Source organism: Pseudomonas sp. MAG733B (assembly GCF_036884845.1).
Taxonomy (GTDB): domain Bacteria; phylum Pseudomonadota; class Gammaproteobacteria; order Pseudomonadales; family Pseudomonadaceae; genus Aquipseudomonas.
Genome location: NZ_CP145732.1, coordinates 6,039,893 through 6,054,073, shown reverse-complemented (window position 1 = coordinate 6,054,073; position 14,181 = coordinate 6,039,893). Strand labels below are relative to the sequence as shown.

The 14,181-nt window shown below is 59.0% G+C and carries 14 protein-coding genes; 7 read left to right on the top strand and 7 right to left on the bottom strand.

Annotated elements, in window-relative coordinates; genetic code table 11:
- Positions 1-292 precede the first annotated feature (292 nt).
- Positions 293-1,069, top strand: a complete 777-nt coding sequence (locus tag V6Z53_RS27730) for an ABC transporter substrate-binding protein (RefSeq protein WP_338582864.1) — start codon at positions 293-295, stop codon at positions 1,067-1,069.
- A gap of 116 nt (positions 1,070-1,185) precedes the next feature.
- Here V6Z53_RS27730 and V6Z53_RS27725 read toward each other — a convergent pair whose 3' ends face one another.
- The 5 genes from V6Z53_RS27725 to V6Z53_RS27705 form a co-directional block, all read right to left on the bottom strand.
- Positions 1,186-1,827 (bottom strand): PAS domain-containing protein, encoded by a 642-nt coding sequence (locus tag V6Z53_RS27725; protein WP_338582862.1) that lies wholly within the window; start codon positions 1,825-1,827, stop codon positions 1,186-1,188.
- A gap of 108 nt (positions 1,828-1,935) precedes the next feature.
- The gene (locus tag V6Z53_RS27720; RefSeq protein WP_338582860.1) at positions 1,936-3,063 is read right to left on the bottom strand and encodes an FAD-binding oxidoreductase; all 1,128 of its coding nucleotides are present in this window, start codon (positions 3,061-3,063) and stop codon (positions 1,936-1,938) included.
- A 145-nt stretch (positions 3,064-3,208) separates the two neighbouring features.
- The gene (locus tag V6Z53_RS27715) at positions 3,209-4,153 is read right to left on the bottom strand and encodes an ornithine cyclodeaminase family protein (protein ID WP_338582859.1); all 945 of its coding nucleotides are present in this window, start codon (positions 4,151-4,153) and stop codon (positions 3,209-3,211) included.
- Positions 4,154-4,290: 137 nt separating this feature from the next.
- Positions 4,291-5,766: an ATP-dependent RNA helicase RhlB gene (gene rhlB / locus V6Z53_RS27710; RefSeq protein WP_338582858.1), complete on the bottom strand. Its 1,476-nt coding sequence runs from the start codon at positions 5,764-5,766 to the stop codon at positions 4,291-4,293.
- Positions 5,767-5,877: 111 nt separating this feature from the next.
- Positions 5,878-6,531: an alpha/beta hydrolase gene (locus tag V6Z53_RS27705; RefSeq protein WP_338582856.1), complete on the bottom strand. Its 654-nt coding sequence runs from the start codon at positions 6,529-6,531 to the stop codon at positions 5,878-5,880.
- A 466-nt stretch (positions 6,532-6,997) separates the two neighbouring features.
- Here V6Z53_RS27705 and V6Z53_RS27700 point away from each other — a divergent pair, with 466 nt between their 5' ends.
- From V6Z53_RS27700 to V6Z53_RS27685, 4 genes are all read left to right on the top strand, one after another.
- The gene (locus V6Z53_RS27700) at positions 6,998-8,029 is read left to right on the top strand and encodes an amino acid ABC transporter substrate-binding protein (protein ID WP_150702904.1); all 1,032 of its coding nucleotides are present in this window, start codon (positions 6,998-7,000) and stop codon (positions 8,027-8,029) included.
- Between the two features lie 65 nt (positions 8,030-8,094).
- Entirely contained in the window at positions 8,095-9,276 is a 1,182-nt protein-coding gene (locus tag V6Z53_RS27695) for an amino acid ABC transporter permease (protein WP_338582855.1), read from the top strand.
- Between the two features lie 10 nt (positions 9,277-9,286).
- Positions 9,287-10,384 (top strand): amino acid ABC transporter permease, encoded by a 1,098-nt coding sequence (locus V6Z53_RS27690; RefSeq protein WP_338582854.1) that lies wholly within the window; start codon positions 9,287-9,289, stop codon positions 10,382-10,384.
- Between the two features lie 10 nt (positions 10,385-10,394).
- Entirely contained in the window at positions 10,395-11,159 is a 765-nt protein-coding gene (locus V6Z53_RS27685; protein WP_003178331.1) for an amino acid ABC transporter ATP-binding protein, read from the top strand.
- A gap of 64 nt (positions 11,160-11,223) precedes the next feature.
- Here the strand turns inward: V6Z53_RS27685 and V6Z53_RS27680 are convergent, their stop codons facing one another.
- Together V6Z53_RS27680 and V6Z53_RS27675 are read right to left on the bottom strand one after the other, a co-directional pair.
- Positions 11,224-11,712 carry a type II toxin-antitoxin system MqsA family antitoxin gene (locus tag V6Z53_RS27680; protein ID WP_338582852.1) on the bottom strand — a complete coding sequence of 163 codons (489 nt, stop codon included), beginning with the start codon at positions 11,710-11,712 and terminating at the stop codon, positions 11,224-11,226.
- Positions 11,709-12,020 carry a type II toxin-antitoxin system MqsR family toxin gene (locus V6Z53_RS27675; RefSeq protein WP_338582850.1) on the bottom strand — a complete coding sequence of 104 codons (312 nt, stop codon included), beginning with the start codon at positions 12,018-12,020 and terminating at the stop codon, positions 11,709-11,711. The genes V6Z53_RS27680 and V6Z53_RS27675 overlap by 4 nt, the downstream gene beginning before the upstream one ends.
- A gap of 164 nt (positions 12,021-12,184) precedes the next feature.
- Between V6Z53_RS27675 and V6Z53_RS27670 the strand changes: the two genes are divergently transcribed.
- Both V6Z53_RS27670 and V6Z53_RS27665 read left to right on the top strand, forming a co-directional pair.
- Positions 12,185-12,844, top strand: coding sequence for a FadR/GntR family transcriptional regulator (locus tag V6Z53_RS27670; RefSeq protein ID WP_338582849.1), 660 nt, complete (start codon positions 12,185-12,187; stop codon positions 12,842-12,844).
- The gene (locus V6Z53_RS27665) at positions 12,834-14,141 is read left to right on the top strand and encodes a CynX/NimT family MFS transporter (protein ID WP_338582848.1); all 1,308 of its coding nucleotides are present in this window, start codon (positions 12,834-12,836) and stop codon (positions 14,139-14,141) included. The genes V6Z53_RS27670 and V6Z53_RS27665 overlap by 11 nt, the downstream gene beginning before the upstream one ends.
- Positions 14,142-14,181: the final 40 nt, after the last annotated feature.

Sequence of the window (14,181 nt, the reverse complement as noted above, 5' to 3'; positions counted from 1 at the left end):
TAGTCAGCCTTCGCGAGCAAGCCCGCTCCCACAATGGGTCTGGTTGAACACAAATTTTGTGTACGACACAGACCCATTGTGGGAGCGGGCTTGCTCGCGAAGGGACCATCTGACTCACCCAATACCTTACAGAACCACCACCCGACCACCGGCCGGCACGGGCTGCATTTGCCTGATTGACGGATAATACATAAAAGTCCAGTATGGAATTATAAGTACAAAAAAGGTTTTCCCCCCGTTTCTGCTCTTCTTCTGTCTTGCCAAACCAACAACAACCCGCGAGAGAACGAACATGAAGAAATTCCCCCTCATCACCGGTCTGGCCCTGAGCCTGTTGGCGTGCAGCTCTGTGTTTGCCGCCGAGAAAACCCTGCGCATCGGCATCGAAGCGGCGTATCCACCGTTTGCCTCGAAAACCGACAAAGGCGAGATCGTTGGTTTCGACTACGACATCGGCAATGCCTTGTGCGCGCAGATGCAGGTCAAGTGTGTGTGGGTCGAAGGTGAATTCGACGGTCTGATTCCTTCCCTGAAAGTGAAGAAAATCGACATGGCGCTGTCGTCCATGACCATCAACGAAGACCGCAAGAAGTCGGTGGATTTCACCCACAAGTACTATTTCACTTCCTCGCGTCTGGTGATGAAGGAAGGCGCGGTGGTGGATGACCAGTACGCCAGCCTCAAGGGCAAGACCATCGGCGTACAGCGCGCGACCACCACCGACCGTTACGCCACCGAGGTGTTCGAGCCCAAGGGCATCACCGTCAAGCGTTACGGCAACAACGAAGAGATCTACATGGACCTGGCAGCCGGTCGTCTCGATGCGATTTTTGCCGACACCATTCCGCTGAATGACTTCCTGTCGATGCCGCGGGGCAAGGGTTACGCCTTTGTCGGGCCGGAGCTGAAAGACCCGAAATACGTGGGCGAGGGTGCCGGGATTGCGGTGCGCAAGGGCAATACCGAACTGGTCAGCGAGCTGAACACGGCCATTGATGGCATTCGTAGCAGTGGTGAGTACCAGAAGATTTCGGAGAAGTATTTCAAGTCGGACATTTACGGCGACTGATAGTCCGCTTTCGCGAGCAAGCCCGCTCCCACATTTGATCTCCATAAGACGAAGATCCAGTGTGGGAGCGGGCTTGCTCGCGAAGAGGCCAGATCAAGCAATACAAATCTCAGGGCCTAGCCCTTCAATTCCTTCAAATGCTTGTACACCGTCGCCCGTCCCATGTTCAGCACATTGGCCACATAGTTTGACGCGCTCTTGCCCTTGAAGGCGCCCTCGGCGTGCAGGGCCAGCACCAGTTCGCGTTTGTGATCGCGGGTCAGCAGGTTCAGGCTCAGCTGGCGCTCGCGCAACCAGGCGTGGAGGAAGGTGTTGATGCGCTCCTGCCAGTCATCGCGAAACAGTGAGTCCGGTTGCGGGATCAGTTTTGTCGGCGACAGGAACAGGTCCAGCGCAGCCTTGGCATTCTCGAACAGCGAAATATTCAGGTTGATGCACAACACGGCCACCGCATGGCCGTCGCGATCACGCAGCACCGTGCTGAGGCTGCGAATCTTCTGACCATCCCAGTTGAGCTTTTCGTACGGTCCGATGTTTCGTTCGCTGACATCGTCACTGAGCATGTCTTCCAGTGCCGAGTCGTCGCCGATGACCCGTTTCGAGAGGTTGTTAGCGATGTAATCGACCTTTTGCGTGCGCAAGTCGTGCAGCACTACCTCGGCGTGAGGAAAGAACAACGTGGCGATGGCATCGGCGATTGCCCGGAAGTTATCCAGGGATGTGTCGTTCAGGGCCGGGTCTTTTTCGGGGGCGTTCATGCGGTTCGGCTCTTCATACAGTGGAACTCCGGGCAGCTTCAGTGCCCCGCAAAACGGGGCACTGAAAGTGTGCCGCAATCGAGTCGGCACGTCACCTGAGGATAAGGCTCAGCCCAGGCGGGCAGGGGAGAGCATCTTGGCGCTCAGACCAAAACGGGTGAGTTGCTCAGGGAGCGCCTCGCCGCGTACCAGCGCAGCGCTGGCCTGGCCCATGGCCGGTGAAGTCTGGATGCCGTAGCCGCCCTGTGCCGCGACCCAGAACAGTCCCGGAACTTGTGGATCGAAACCGGACAACAAGTCGCCATCGCTGACGAAGCTGCGCAATCCGGCCCAGGTGCGGGTCGGACGGCGAATGGTCAGGGTCGTGGCTTCTTCGATCTGGTAGATGCCCATGGCGATGTCCAGCTCTTCGGGCTGCACGTCGTGAGGTTCCACCGGGTCCGCGTTAGCTGGCGAGCCGAGGAACATCCCGGCGTCGGGTTTCATGTAGAACGATTCGTCGAGGCTGACCAGCATCGGCCAATGGTGGATGTCCACGCCCTCGGGACCGGCGAAGATGAAAGCGGCGCGACGTTTAGGTTGCAGGCCCAGCGGTCGGGCGCCGGCCAGTTCACCGATCTTGTCGGCCCAGGCCCCGGCGGCGTTAACGATGATCGGCGCGCTGAAGGTCTGGGTGTTGGTTTGCACCTGCCATGTCCCGTCAGCATCACGGCTCAGGCCGAGCACTTCGGTGTCGGTGTGCACTTCGCCTTTGTTACGGCGGATGCCGCGCAGGTAGCCCTGATGCAAGGCGTCGGTGTCGATGTCGCTGGCGGTCGGATCGTAGATCGCGCCGTGGACTTTTTCCCGGCGCAGGATCGGCAGGCGTACGCAGGCCTCTTCGGCGCTGAGCAACTGCATCTCAGGCACCGTGGCTTTGGCGCTCAGGTATTGATTGTTGAGTTCGGCCGGGTCACCGGTGAAGTCCACGGTCATTTCGCCGCGCGGGGTCAGCAGCGGGTGTTCGCAGAAGCCGCTGGGTGGAGCGTCGAAAAAATCGCGACTGGCCTGGGTCAGTGCGCGAACTTGTGGTGTGCCATAGGCAGCGGTGAACAGCGCCGCCGAACGTCCGGTGGAGTGATAGGCCGGGTGGGATTCACGTTCGAGCACGATCACGCGTGCGTGCTGCGACAGCCAGAACCCGGTGGAAGCGCCGGCAATCCCGCCGCCGATGATGATGAAATCTGCCTGGCTCATGAACGTCTCCAGAGAAGTACGATGCTGAAATTAGGGTGATCTTTTGTAAGAGCAAGGCTTGCCCGCGATGGCATCACCGCGATTTAACTGACTGACCGCGGCGCCTGCATCGCGGGCAAGCCTTGCTCCTACAGGAACTGTGCTGTTAGTTGTTCAGGCGGTAGATCGCATTCGCCAGCGCTATGTCTTCCAGACCCAAACCAATCGAGCGGAAGAACACATGACGGTCGTAGTCGGGACGCTGGACCTTCTCGCTGATCAGATCAGGCAAGTCGCCGGCAATCGCGCTCTTGTCCCAACCATGCTGTTCACCGGCAATCAGCATTTCGCCGGCCGAGCCCGGGGTGGTCAGACGATAGTCACAGAACACTTGCATGTCATTGAGGCTCTGCGGCGGCACTTCGTGGGCGCGTGGGGCGTTGGTACTGATCGAGGTGATCAGCGCCGGTTTGCTCAGGCTCGAAGGATCGATTACCGGGCCGGCAGACGAGGTGCAGAGCATGATCACGTCGGCGTCCTGAACGGCGGCTTCGCGACTGTCGACGATGTTCAGGCGCGGCTCGATGCTTTTCAGCAGGGTCGCAGTTTCAACATCATCGCTCAGGTTCGGCGCGTACAGGCTGATGCTCTGCCAGTCGCGCAGATGCTTCACGTAGTGCAGATGCGCCTGGGCCACCTTGCCGCTACCGATGATCGCCAAGTGAGTCGCGGTGAGCGGCGCGAGTGCATCGACCGCTACAGCGGTAGTCGCGGCGGTTCGGGCCGTGGTCAGTTCGCCGGCATCGCAGAGCAGCAGCGGCTGGCCGGTCTGTGCCGACATCAGCAGCGTCCACGCCGTCACCAGCGGGCCTTGCTCGTGGACGATGTACGGCGAAGTCTTGATCCCGTAAACGCCGTCTTCGGCCAGCACGCCCAGGTAGTTGATGAAGTCGCCGGCGCCTTGCGGAAATTCCACCAGTTGCTGCGCCGGTTGCACGGCTTGCCCGGTCGCCAGGTCACGGAACATTTTGCGCAGGATCTGCGGCACGTCGACTTGCGCCAGCAATTCGCGAGCCTGGGCTTGATTGATCACATGAGGCGTACTGGACATGGTCGGCTCCGGGGATGGGGTGTAAACTAATTTGTCTATTATGGACTTTTAGTTATCGCGAGCAAGCTCCTGTTGAAAAACCAGACGAAAAAAAAGCGCAGTCCGTTTCCGGCTGCGCCTTTTCTGCAAGTCGTCCGTTACGGGCGTTTGCGCTCAACCGCCCGCAATAGATGCGTCGGTGGTGTCTCACAGCTGATTTTCTTGCCCAGCAACGCCTCGATGGACGGTAGCTGGTAGGAGTCGTCTTCACCGGCAAAGCTGATGGACACGCCGTCGGCACCGGCGCGACCGGTACGACCGATGCGGTGGACGTAGTCGTCCGGCACTTCCGGCAGGGTGAAGTTGATCACGTGGCTGATGCCGTCGATGTGGATGCCACGGCCGGCAACATCAGTCGCCACCAGCACGCGGATCTTGCCTTCGCGGAAGCCTTCCAAAGTCTTGATGCGTTTGTGCTGCGGCACGTCGCCGGACAGTTGCGCGGCGTTGATGCCATCGCGCACCAGGCGTTCTTCGATGCGTCGCACTTCATCCTTGCGATTGGCAAACACGATCACCCGCTCCCAACCGTTGTCGTTGACCAGGTTGTAGAGCAGTTTGTATTTGTCGGCACCAGCCACCGCGTAGATGTGCTGTTCGACGTTTTCGTTGGCCACGTTCTGCGATTCGATCTCGACGATCGACGGGTCGGTGGTCCATTGCTTGGCCAGGTTCATCACGTCTTCGGTGAAGGTCGCGGAGAACAGCAGCGTCTGACGTTCATTCTTTGGCGGAGTCTGGCGAATGATCTGGCGCACTTGCGGGATGAAACCCATGTCGAGCATGCGGTCGGCTTCGTCCAGCACCATCACTTCGACCATGTCCAGATGCACGTCGCCGCGCTGGTTGAAGTCCAGCAGGCGGCCGGGCGTGGCCACGAGGATGTCGCAGTGGCGGGCTTCGAGGTGCTTGAGCTGCTTGTCGAAGTCCATGCCGCCCACGAACGTCATGACGTTCAGGCCGGTGTATTTGGTCAGGTCAGCGGCGTCCTTGGCGATCTGCACCACCAGTTCGCGGGTCGGCGCGATGATCAGCGCCCGTGGCTCACCCATGTAGCGCTCTTTTGGCGGCGGGGTTTGCAGCAACTGGGTGATGATCGAGATCAGGAACGCAGCGGTTTTGCCAGTACCGGTCTGGGCGCGGCCGATGGCGTCTTTGCCGGCGAGGGTGAAACCCAGCACCTGCGCCTGGATCGGCGTGCAATACGGGAAGCCCAGGTCCTGGATCGCGTGCATCAATTCAGGAGCGAGTTTGAAATCGTGGAAGCGGGTTTTGCCTTCCTGGGGTTCGACGACGAAGTCTTCGAGTTTCCATGGGATGACCGGAGCTTTTGGCTTCGGTTCGCGGCGCGGCTTGGCTGGCTTGGGCGTTTCGCTGCGCGGTTGTTCGGCCACGGTTTGCGCCGCTGGCTCGATGGCCGGCTCGTGTTTCGGTGCCGCTACGGGGGCGGTCCGGCCAGGCTGATTACCGTCGGTGCGGTGGCTGGGGGTGTGAGACGGAGCGCTGGGGACTGGCGCGAGTTGCTCAGTCTCGCTTTTACCGAACATTTTCTTGAGTGCTTTGAGCACGGTCATCTCATCAATTGGTTAAGGAATGTACGCCGGCCAGTGTAATGCAAGAATCGGGCGCGGCGTAGTGGGATGGATCAAAGGGCGCTTTTAAGCAAAAAAATCAACATAAAAGGCTTATCGCAAGCGCTCGGCGAGCCAGACGCCGATGTCGCGGATCTCCTCGGGTAACACTTCGTGGCCCATTGGGTATTCCTGCCATGTCACGGTGACACCATGCTGCTTCAAATACTCGTAGGCACTGCGGCCCATCGAGTTCTGCACCACGTCATCGTACTGACCGTGCAGTGAAAGCACCGGAATACGCAGCTGGCTGGCGGACAATTGCAGCTCATCACTGAAAGTCGGCGCATAAGTAGAGAGGGCAAGTACGCCACCGAGCGGTCCCTGCCATTTCAGGAACGCGGTGTGAAACACCACGGCGCCACCTTGGGAAAAACCTGCCAGGAAAATCCGCGAGGCGTCTATTCCGCTGGCTCGCTGCGTTTCGATCAATTCAATGATCCGGTCCGCCGACGCTTCCAGTTGTTCGCGGCTGATCGCGCGCGCCGGACTCATGGCCAATATGTCGTACCAGCTCGGCATCTCGTAGCCGTTGATGGTGACGGCGCGGGTCGGTGCCTGGGGTAGAACGAATCGGGTACTCAGCAAGGTTTCCTGCAGGGCTTCGGCTACCGGCAGGAAGTCGTAGCGGTCGGCGCCCAGGCCGTGCAGCCAGATCACGCAGGCGTCTGCGGTCTTTACGGGCTGAAGAATCAAGGGCTCGGTCATGTCTGCTCCAATTTTGTGCGTGCGCTCTGATTGAGTGCGAAGTCTCAGTGCGCGTCTGGTTGATCAGTTACGAAGATGTCGCAAGGCTACAACTTTTGCTATTGACCTGTCGCTTAACCGCTTTAGCGGCCGGTGTGGTACGGGCTTTGCTATGGCGATGTCTGTACGAATAATCCCACGTCTGTCGGTAACACTATCAGGCCATGGTTGGTGGTGGGATTACAAAATCCGGTGATGGATGTTCGCCAGCGGCCGCTACGGGCTTCGCGAACGTGAAAGGGCTACAGCCCGTTCGGCCGATTGGTGAGAAGTGAGTTGTCCATTATGTGGATTTTCTCCTACTAGACTCATGGCTACGGTCCTACGTCGGTTGACCCTCAAATAAGCCAACACGGGTCAACAACGCCTCAAAAGGGTGCGACTGGACTCACGCTCCGACACAACAAGAGCAAAACTGGAGGTTTGAATGAAGATGTTGAAATCCACCCTGGCAGTCGTGACTGCAGCCGCAGTACTCGGCGTCAGTGGGTTCGCTCAGGCGGGCGCGACCCTGGATGCAGTGCAGAAGAAAGGTTTCGTACAGTGCGGCGTCAGCGATGGCCTGCCTGGCTTCTCGGTTCCAGACTCCACCGGCAAGATCGTTGGTATCGATGCTGACTACTGCCGCGCTGTCGCCGCTGCCGTCTTCGGCGACGCGACCAAGGTCAAGTTCAGCCAGTTGAACGCCAAGGAGCGCTTCACCGCGCTGCAGTCCGGCGAAATCGACATTCTGTCGCGCAACACCACCATGACCAGCTCCCGTGACGCGGGCATGGGCCTGAAATTCCCGGGCTTCATCACTTACTACGACGGCATCGGCTTCCTGGTAAACAACAAGCTGGGTGTGAAAAGCGCTAAAGAGCTGGATGGCGCGACCATCTGCATCCAGGCCGGTACCACCACCGAGCTGAACGTTTCCGACTACTTCCGCGGCAACGGTCTGAAATACACCCCGATCACTTTCGACACCTCCGACGAAAGCGCCAAGTCGCTGGAATCCGGTCGTTGCGACGTGCTGACCTCCGACAAGTCCCAACTGTTCGCCCAGCGCAGCAAGCTGGCTTCGCCGAAGGACTACGTGGTTCTGCCGGAAACCATTTCCAAAGAACCTCTGGGCCCGGTCGTGCGTAATGGCGACGACGAGTGGCTGGCCATCGTGCGCTGGACTGGCTACGCCATGCTCAACGCTGAAGAAGCCGGCATCACTTCGAAGAACGTCGAAGCTGAAGCCAAGGCCACCAAGAACCCGGACGTAGCCCGTCTGCTGGGCACCGACGGTGAATACGGCAAAGACCTGAAAGTGAAGAAAGACTGGGTCGTACAGATCGTCAAGCAAGTCGGCAACTACGGTGAAGTGTTCGAGAAAAACCTCGGCAAGAACACTCCGCTGGAAATCGACCGCGGGCTGAACGCCTTGTGGAACGCTGGCGGCATCCAATACGCACCACCAGTGCGCTGATGGTTCTATCACCCGGTGGGCCAACCGCCGGGTGATGTTCTGTTCCATTATTTCCGGGGCACTTCATGCAAAATTCAATCGGCGCACCAAAGCAGAGGCTCAGCCTCAGCGATCCACGAGTGCGTGCGTGGGTATTCCAGATCATCACGATTATCGGGGTGGTCTCGTTAGGCTGGTTTCTGTTCGACAACACGCAAACCAACCTTCAGCACCGGGGCATTACCTCCGGTTTCGACTTTCTGGAGCGCAGTGCCGGTTTCGGCATCGCTCAACACCTGATCGACTACACCGAATCGGACAGCTATGCCCGGGTGTTTGTCATCGGTCTGCTCAACACCCTGCTCGTGACCTTCATTGGCGTGATCCTGGCGACGATTCTCGGTTTCATCGTCGGTGTGGCACGGCTGTCGAAGAACTGGATCATCGCCAAAGTGGCGACAGTGTATGTGGAAGTTTTCCGTAACATTCCGCCGCTGCTGCAGATCCTGTTCTGGTACTTCGCCGTGTTCCTGACCATGCCGGGACCACGCAACAGCCACAACTTCGGTGACACCTTCTTCGTCAGCAGCCGTGGCCTGAACATGCCGGCCGCGCTGATGGCCGACGGGTTCTGGGCGTTCGTGATCAGCGTCGTGGTCGCCATTGTCGCCATCGTGCTGATGAACCGCTGGGCCACCAAGCGCTTCGAAGCCACTGGCGTACCGTTCCACAAGTTCTGGGTCGGCCTGGCGTTGTTCCTGGTGATCCCGGCCTTGTGCGCATTGATTTTCGGCGCGCCGGTGCATTGGGAAATGCCGAAGCTGCAAGGCTTCAACTTTGTCGGTGGCTGGGTACTGATCCCGGAGCTGCTGGCACTGACCCTGGCCTTGACCGTTTACACCGCGGCGTTCATCGCCGAAATCGTGCGGTCGGGCATCAAGTCGGTCAGCCATGGCCAGACCGAAGCGGCGCACTCGCTCGGCCTGCGCAACGGTCCGACCCTGCGCAAGGTGATCATCCCGCAAGCCCTGCGCGTGATCATCCCGCCGCTGACCAGCCAATACCTGAACCTGGCGAAAAACTCCTCGCTGGCGGCCGGTATCGGTTATCCGGAAATGGTGTCTTTGTTTGCCGGTACGGTGCTGAACCAGACCGGGCAGGCGATCGAGGTGATTGCCATCACCATGAGCGTGTACCTGGCGATCAGTATCAGCATTTCCCTGCTGATGAACTGGTACAACAAGCGCATTGCGCTGATCGAGCGGTAAGGAAAAGCGCATGAGTACTCATACTTTCAAACCTGACATGCCCCCACCGAGCAGCAGCATCGGTGTGGTGGCGTGGATGCGCGCGAACATGTTCTCCAGCTGGCTCAACACCCTGCTGACCCTGTTCGCGTTCTACCTGATCTACCTGGTGGTTCCACCGATCCTGCAGTGGGCGATCATCGATGCCAACTGGGTCGGCACCACCCGCGCCGACTGCACCAAGGACGGCGCCTGCTGGGTGTTCATCCAGCAGCGTTTCGGCCAGTTCATGTACGGCTACTACCCACCGGAACTGCGCTGGCGCGTAGACCTGACCGTGTGGTTGGCGGTCATTGGCGTGGCACCGTTGTTCATCTCGCGCTTCCCGCGTAAAGCGGTATACGGCCTGAGTTTCCTGGTGCTGTACCCGATCATTTCCTGGTGCCTGCTGCACGGCGGCGTATTGGGCTTGCCTGCCGTGGCGACCAGCCAGTGGGGCGGCCTGATGCTGACCCTGGTGATCGCCACCGTCGGTATCGCCGGCGCGTTGCCGCTGGGGATTGTCCTGGCGCTGGGCCGTCGTTCTAACATGCCGGCGATTCGTGTGGTCTGCGTGACCTTCATCGAATTCTGGCGCGGCGTGCCGTTGATCACGGTGCTGTTCATGTCTTCGGTGATGCTGCCGTTGTTCCTGCCTGAAGGCATGAACTTCGACAAGCTGCTGCGGGCGCTGATCGGCGTGATCCTGTTCCAGTCGGCCTACGTGGCCGAGGTGGTGCGTGGCGGTCTGCAAGCGATCCCGAAAGGTCAGTACGAAGCGGCCGCGGCGATGGGCCTGGGTTACTGGCGCAGCATGGGCCTGGTGATTCTGCCGCAAGCCCTCAAGCTGGTGATCCCCGGCATCGTCAACACCTTCATTGCGCTGTTCAAGGACACGAGCCTGGTGATCATCATCGGCCTGTTCGACCTGCTCAACAGCGTCAAGCAAGCCGCCGCCGACCCGAAATGGCTGGGCATGGCCACTGAAGGCTACGTGTTCGCAGCCCTGGTGTTCTGGATTTTCTGTTTTGGTATGTCGCGCTACTCCATGCATTTGGAACGTAAGCTCGACACTGGCCACAAGCGTTAGGAGTTCTTTTATGAGCGAAGCAATCAAACAGCCTGTGAGCCCTGAAGGCATTATTCAGATGCAGGGCGTGAACAAGTGGTACGGCCAGTTTCACGTACTGAAGGACATCAACCTCAACGTCAAGCAAGGCGAGCGTATTGTCCTGTGCGGGCCTTCGGGTTCCGGCAAGTCCACCACCATCCGCTGCCTCAACCGTCTGGAAGAACACCAGCAAGGCCGCATCGTGGTCGATGGCGTAGAGCTGACCAACGACCTCAAGCAGATCGAAGCGATCCGTCGTGAAGTCGGCATGGTGTTCCAGCACTTCAACCTGTTCCCACACCTGACCATTTTGCAGAACTGCACCCTGGCGCCGATGTGGGTACGCAAGATGCCCAAGCGCAAGGCCGAGGAAATCGCCATGCACTACCTGGAACGCGTACGCATTCCGGAGCAGGCGCACAAGTATCCGGGGCAACTGTCCGGCGGTCAGCAACAGCGTGTGGCGATCGCCCGTGCACTGTGCATGAAACCGAAAATCATGTTGTTCGACGAACCGACTTCAGCACTTGACCCGGAGATGGTGAAGGAAGTGCTCGACACCATGATCGGCCTGGCCGAAGACGGCATGACCATGCTCTGCGTGACCCACGAAATGGGCTTCGCCCGCACCGTGGCCAACCGCGTGATCTTCATGGACAAGGGCGAAATCGTCGAACAGGCTGCGCCGAACGACTTCTTCGACAATCCGCAGAATGATCGGACCAAGCTGTTCTTGAGTCAGATTTTGCATTGATTGGCACTTGGCAGTGAAATGAACCCGGACTGAGTTCCGGGTTTATTTTTGCCTGGAGTCTGGTTCAGGATATCTGTGCCGTTTCGTGCTCAGGAAAGCGCTCGGCCAGTAACTCCCGCAATTCGGTGCCTTCGTTCATCGCTTGTACTTCGGCGAGCAGGTGAGGGTGACGATCCAGCAGGCGCATCAATGTGAGCAGGGGTTGTGGTGGGGCTAGCTCGCCGCGCTCATAGCGGGAAAAGGCATTGTGCCCGCCGCCAGAGAGTTGCTTCACTGCTTCCTTCTGCGTGAGGTGAAGTTTGCGGCGGATGCGTTTCATCTCGCTGGCAATGACCTGGAAGTAGTCTTCAAGCAGGCGATCGCTCGCATTGGAGTAACGTTCGGCGCTGTCGGTGTCATGATCGAATTCGATCTCGCCACAGACCTGGCATTCCCAGCCTGCAATGTCGTGTAGCCGTCGTGCTGCCTGTTTGTAGTCAACAGTGAAACTGCGTCCATCAAAGTGCCGCATTCCGTCGAGAGTGCCGCAGCTGACGCATTGCTGTGTTTTCATTGGTTTTTCTCCTTGAAGGAGATTACTGGATGCCTACCGCCCGGGCGATAAGTCACCTTGATGTAAATCTCCCGATCCTGAAATGTTGTGTGATAGACGTCTTGCCAGATTCGATGATCGGCATAGGTCGTCATCGATTTATGCAGCATCCGGAATTCAAGCAAATAAACGGTTCGTAGCATCTGCGGCAGACTCAGCCCCATTCTTCGGCCGCCCTCTCGAGCGGTCATTGAAAATGCATCGCTGCCGAGTCTGCGCACTTCTTCCCTGATCACCGCCAAGTCGTAATGGGGTGTGTGCTTTTCCATAGCGTTAATTAACCTTCTCTTAAAATTACCCTCAAAGGGTAATTTTTACCAGTCGAAAATCCTGCTTCTTTCCTGCCCTATGACCGTAGGCGGTTGCCGTCCTACACGGAGCTGACTAACATGTCAGAAAATTCATCCTATGATTGGATGAAAGGGCGAGTCTTATGTCTGAAATTTCTCCATTAGTTAAACGATCCCTGGTCGATCAGGCTCTGGACCAGTTGCGCCTGCGCATCACCCAAGGCGTCTGGACGGTCGGCCAGCGCCTGCCTACCGAGCCCGAGTTGTCGGCGGACCTGGGCATCAGCCGCAACACTGTTCGCGAAGCCATGCGCGTATTGGCGTTTTCCGGGTTGATTGAAATCCGCCAGGGCGACGGTAGTTATCTGCGTGCGGTGGTCGATCCGCTGGACACCTTGAAGGCGCTGTCCAGTTGCTCACGGGAACAGGCGCGCGAGACCCGGCACATCCTCGAAGTCGAGGCCATTGGCCTGGCGGCGTTGCGCCGCACCGATGAGGATCTGGTGGCTTTGCGCGAAGCGCTGGGCATCAGCGGCAGCCACTATCACGGTGATCTGGACACCTACACCGCCTGCGATCTGGTGTTCCACCGCCGCTTGGTGGACGCCGCGCACAACCCGACGCTCAGCGAGTTGTATCGCTATTTTTCCAGCGTGGTCGGTGCGCAATTGCGCCACTGCCTGAACATCACGCCCCGCCGTCAGGAAGTGTTCGACCTGCACATCGAACTGCTCGATGCCGTCGAGCAACGCGATCCGGAACGGGCAAAAGCCCTGACGAGGCAGTTGATCAATGAACCTTGAACCTGAGAACACCATGTCCAGCAATCCCGGTATGAATGCTCAATCAAAGCGCACCGCAGAGCTTGAAGAGCTGCTGATCGATGCGGAAGCCGATGATGAGCAGGTCCAGCAAACCCATCCGGTCTTGCGTCGGCCATGGCTGTTGCTGCTGGGGTTGATTCTGGTGGCGCTGAACCTGCGTCCGGCATTGTCGAGCATGGCGCCGATGCTCAGCGAAGTGTCGAAGTCCCTCGGGCTGTCGGCGTCCCAGGCTGGTTTGCTGACAACACTGCCGGTGCTTTGCCTCGGTCTGTTCGCGCCATTGGCGCCGCTGCTGGCGCGACGTTTTGGCGCCGAGCGGGTGGTGCTGGGCATTCTGCTGACACTTGCGGGCGGCATCATTCTGCGCAGTTCTTTTGGTGAAATCGGTCTGTTCGCCGGCAGCGTGCTGGCCGGTGCCAGCATCGGCGTAATCGGTGTATTGCTGCCGGGTATCGTCAAACGCGACTTTCCGAAACAGGCCGGCACCATGACGGGCGTCTACACCATGGCCCTGTGCCTGGGGGCGGCGATGGCGGCAGGGGCGACCGTGCCACTGAGTGAACACTTCGAAAAAAGCTGGGCCATGGGCCTGGGTTTCTGGGTGATTCCTGCTCTGGCCGCCGCGCTGTTCTGGTTGCCGCAAGTGGGGCCGAAACACGGCGCACACAATGTCGCCTATCGCGTTCGAGGTTTGCTGCGCGACCCGTTGGCCTGGCAAGTGACTTTGTATATGGGCCTGCAATCGTCACTGGCTTACATCGTGTTCGGCTGGCTGCCGTCGATCCTGATCGGTCGTGGTCTTACTCCGACTCAGGCGGGTCTGGTGCTCTCGGGTTCAGTGATTGTTCAACTGATCAGTTCCCTCGCCGCACCATGGCTGGCGACTCGCGGCAAGGACCAGCGCCTGGCGATTGTGATCGTAATGGCACTGACCCTCGGCGGCTTGTTCGGTTGCCTGTATGCGCCGATCGAAGGTTTGTGGGGTTGGGCGATTGTGCTCGGTCTGGGACAGGGCGCCACGTTCAGTCTGGCATTGACCCTGATCGTGCTGCGCTCGCGCGATTCCCATGTGGCGGCAAACCTGTCGAGCATGGCCCAAGGGTTCGGCTATACCCTGGCGTCCATGGGACCGTTCGCGGTGGGTATCGTGCATGACTGGACCGGCGGGTGGTCAGCCGTCGGCTGGATTTTCGCGGTCATCGGCACCGGCGCGATCATTGCCGGTCTCGGCGCCGGGCGTGCGTTATATGTTCAGGTTGTCAGCGAAAAAGTTTGATCGATGCGTCTGTAGGTAGATGCCGAGCCACTCGCAAAAT